The 3,352-nt window shown below is 67.6% G+C and carries 4 protein-coding genes; 2 read left to right on the forward strand and 2 right to left on the reverse strand.

The annotated features are described in order from the left end of the window. Positions 1 to 444 precede the first annotated feature (444 nt). Both VIU94_RS38845 and VIU94_RS38850 read left to right on the forward strand, forming a co-directional pair. Complete coding sequence (locus VIU94_RS38845; protein WP_331919354.1) at positions 445 to 933, forward strand: transposase family protein; 489 nt, start codon at positions 445 to 447, stop codon at positions 931 to 933. Next, positions 891 to 1,934, forward strand: coding sequence for an ISL3 family transposase (locus VIU94_RS38850; protein WP_422664594.1), 1,044 nt, complete (start codon positions 891 to 893; stop codon positions 1,932 to 1,934). The genes VIU94_RS38845 and VIU94_RS38850 overlap by 43 nt, the downstream gene beginning before the upstream one ends. Before the next feature lie 26 nt (positions 1,935 to 1,960). On the opposite strand, the gene VIU94_RS38855 is transcribed toward VIU94_RS38850, so the two are convergent. Together VIU94_RS38855 and VIU94_RS38860 are read right to left on the reverse strand one after the other, a co-directional pair. Continuing rightward, positions 1,961 to 2,533, reverse strand: coding sequence for a DUF4240 domain-containing protein (locus tag VIU94_RS38855; protein ID WP_331919350.1), 573 nt, complete (start codon positions 2,531 to 2,533; stop codon positions 1,961 to 1,963). 333 nt (positions 2,534 to 2,866) lie between these two features. Next, a partial coding sequence (locus tag VIU94_RS38860) for a serine hydrolase (RefSeq protein WP_331919352.1) occupies positions 2,867 to 3,352 on the reverse strand: 486 nt, incomplete at its 5' end.

The following is a 3,352-nucleotide window of genomic DNA, read 5'->3' on the forward strand; positions in this document are numbered from 1 at the left end:
ATGCAACGGACGCAACGCCCGCTCATGCAGCAGGTGAACCCGCCGGATCAGCCCGATCACCTCCATCGGGGAGGTGTCCATGTCCGGATGCCGCGCCGTCCACCGCGCACGCATGTCTTCTACGGAAGGAAGCACACCCAAACCAATCGTTAACCAGTTGCCAATTAGTTTCACTATAGGTCACTCGGATGCGCCGCTGAGGTGGTTTGGCATGTCTGGGCGGGGCCGTCCTTCTGACGTGGCCGTCACGGAAGAGCGGTCAGAGCCTTCCAGGCTCTGTCCGCAGTTCCGTGAATCGCCAGGTCAGCGGCGGGAACGGCGGATCGTTTCGGCAGAGTGTTTCCTGCCGTGGCGAGCAAGACGGTTGAGGATGTGCTGTTTCCCGGCATCAATGTGCGGGTGGAACGGGTGAGCGACGCCTCCAGCGTCCTGGTGGTAGAGGCGGTGTCGACGGCTCCTCCGGGCCGGTGCCCGGACTGCCGGAAGCAGTCGAGACGGGTGCACAGCACCTACCAGCGCACCCTGGACGAGCGGCCGTTGGGCCCTCGCCGGGTCAAAGTCCGGCTGCAGGTCCGCCGGTACTTCTGCGACCGGAAGGCCTGTTCCCGCAAGACGTTCGTCGAGCAGGTGCCGGGCCTGTCCGAGCGGCACCGCCGCTCTAGCACCGGGCTGACGGGCTGGCTGCGCTCGATCGCGATCGAGCTCGGCGGCCGTCCCGCCGCACGGCTGTGCCGACGCCTGCGGCTGGCCGCGGGCCGGACCCGGCTGCTGACGGCGCCGGCGGTACCGGACCGTGCCCCGCGGGTGCTGGGGGTGGACGAGTTCGCCTTCCGCAAGGCTGCACCTACGGCACCGTGCTGGTCGACGTCGAGGCCGGCCGAGTCGTGGACGTGCTGCCGGACCGCACCTCGGAGACGTTCGCGGCCTGGCTGACCGAGCATCCCGGAGCCGAGATCATCTGCCGGGACCGGGCCACCGCCTACACGAAGGCGGTCAGGGAAGCCGCTCCCAACGCCCTGGAAGTCGCTGATCGCTGGCACTTGCTGCAGAACCTGTCCGCGGCAATGGAGAAAACCTGTCACCAGCACCGCAACTGCCTGCGCAAACACGCCGAGGAGGAGTCGGTGACCAAGGTGCCGGAGCCGCCCCCGATGCTGCTACCGCCCGCCGAACTGCCCCGCACCCAGATCATCGAACGCACCCGTCACCGCTACGAAGACATCCACCGCTTGCTGGAGAAGGGCTGGACGATCAGCGCCATCGCCCGCCGGCTGAACCTCGACCGCAAGACTGTGCGGCGTTTTCGTGACACCGATCTCGACGAGCTGCTGGCCTCCGCCTGCGATCGCCGCCCCAACGGTGTGCTGGAACCGTTCAAGGCATACCTGAACACCCGCTTCACCGAAGCGCAAGGCCAGGTCAACGGCACCCAGTTGTTCCTGGAGATCCAGACCCGCGGCTACCGGGGCAGCCGCCAGGTCGTCCGCAAACACCTCGCCGCCCTGCGGGCGGGCACCGCCGAACCGGTCAAGGCCGACATCCCCAGCCCCCGCAAGATCACATCCTGGATCATGCGACCCCGCGAGACGCTCACCGAGAGCCAGGACGAGCGACTGCTTCAGGTCCGGCTCGCCTGCCCGGACATCACCCGGGCCTGCGATCTCGCCCGGACGTTCGCCGACCTGGTCCGCCACCGTCGCGGCTACCTGCTGCTGGAGTGGATCCGGCAGGCCGAGCAGGACGCCCCGAAGCCGATGCAGGGCTTCGCCGGCTTCCTCCGCCAGGACCTCGATGCCGTCACCGCCGGACTGACTCTGCCATGGAGTTCCGGAGCGGTCGAAGGCAATGTAAACAGGGTGAAAACGCTCAAGCGAGCCATGTACGGCCGGGCCTCGTTCGAACTCCTCCGAACTCGCATCCTCACCCATCCATGAGCATCACGGAACCACGGGAGCCCCTTTCAGGGGTTTAGGCCAAGGAACAGGGCGGCCAAGCGGGGAAGTCGACGCCTCATCTCCTTGTCGTCGTCGAAGTCGAAGTCCTCGCCCATATCAACGACGTTGACGCTCTCTGCAGCAGCCCCACGGAAGCCGTGCCAGGCTTCGTAGAAGGCATCCGCATCGCCCGTGATCCGCTCGAACGCCCCGCTGGCTGCATAGTTCACGTCCTCGTAGAACAGCACCTCGGAACGGTCACGGACGTTCGCAGCCTGCACTACATCAGGATGCCCAGCGAGGCTGTCCGGGTCGGTGGCCACGCGCTGGTACCACTGACAGCCCAAGGCGATCACCCCAGCTCGGAAGTCCATGAAACTGTCGTCGGAGCACCCACCCCCGATGAGGTAAGCAGCCGCCCACACATCCCAGCGGTACAGAGCGTCGTGCAGCTCGTCGAAGCGTTCCGCATACTCCAGGATCTCCTGCCGCGGTCTATCCGCGAGCTGCTTGACGAGGACCTCGTCAAATCGCTCGCCCGTTTCGGCTGCCCCGGCTTGCGCGGCTTCGATGACGTCCCAGAACGTGTCGGTGTCCATGACCGCGCACTCTGCCACGACCCGATGACAATCGATCCTGGCCACCCTGCCGACCCGTTTCACGGAACTGCGGACAGAGCCGTTTTCCAAGAGCGCCATCACGCCCGCTGCGCCCAGTGCGCCCACTGTGCTGGCTGCGCCCGCTGTGCGGACCGGGCTGCTCGCCGGGCGCGGTGGCAGGTGGCCGGGCCGGATGCGGCGCGGGCTCATGAATCTTCGCCCGTGAGGGCCGTGCCGCTGCGGGGGAGCGGCTTGTGGCGGTCCGCGGCAGGCGGATGGCGGCCGGGGTCGGATGGCGGCCCGCCGCTGGTCGGGGGTGGAAGCCTGGGGCGGTCAGTTTCCCCCTCTTGCGCGGGAGGTGTTGCACAGCGCGCGGTCGACGAGCTTGCTGGCGGTCTTGTGCTGCCGGAGGGTTTTGTTGAGGTCGTTGAAGCTGGTGGACATGGAGACGGTGACGGTGCGGCTGCCGTCGTCGGTGGCACCGTTGAGGGTGATGTAGCCGGCTTCGCCTCCTTCGTGGCTCCAGTATCTGCCGCCGCAGGTCAGGGGGCGGCTGACCAGGCCGAGGCCGTAGCGCCCGCCGGGCCAGAACGTCTCGAACTGCTTGGCGACCGGGACGGTGTCCCGCATCTCGGCGATGCGCGCCGCGGGCAGCAGCTCGCCGCCGAGCAGGCCCTGGAAGAAGCGGTTGACGTCCGCCGTGGTGGAGACGTAGCCACCGAGGTCGGGAACGATCTGTTCGGTGACGTCGGTCCGTTCGCCGGAGGCGAAGACCTGGTAGCCGTCGGCGTGCGGGCGGCGAATCGAGGCGGTGGCGCC

The sequence above is a fragment of the Streptomyces sp. genome (assembly GCF_036566765.1).
Taxonomy (GTDB): domain Bacteria; phylum Actinomycetota; class Actinomycetes; order Streptomycetales; family Streptomycetaceae; genus Streptomyces.

Bases quoted from the DNA above. Each gene is read 5' to 3' on its own strand.
- VIU94_RS38855 (WP_331919350.1), bottom strand. From the start codon at position 2,533: ATGGACACCGACACGTTCTGGGACGTCATCGAAGCCGCGCAAGCCGGG.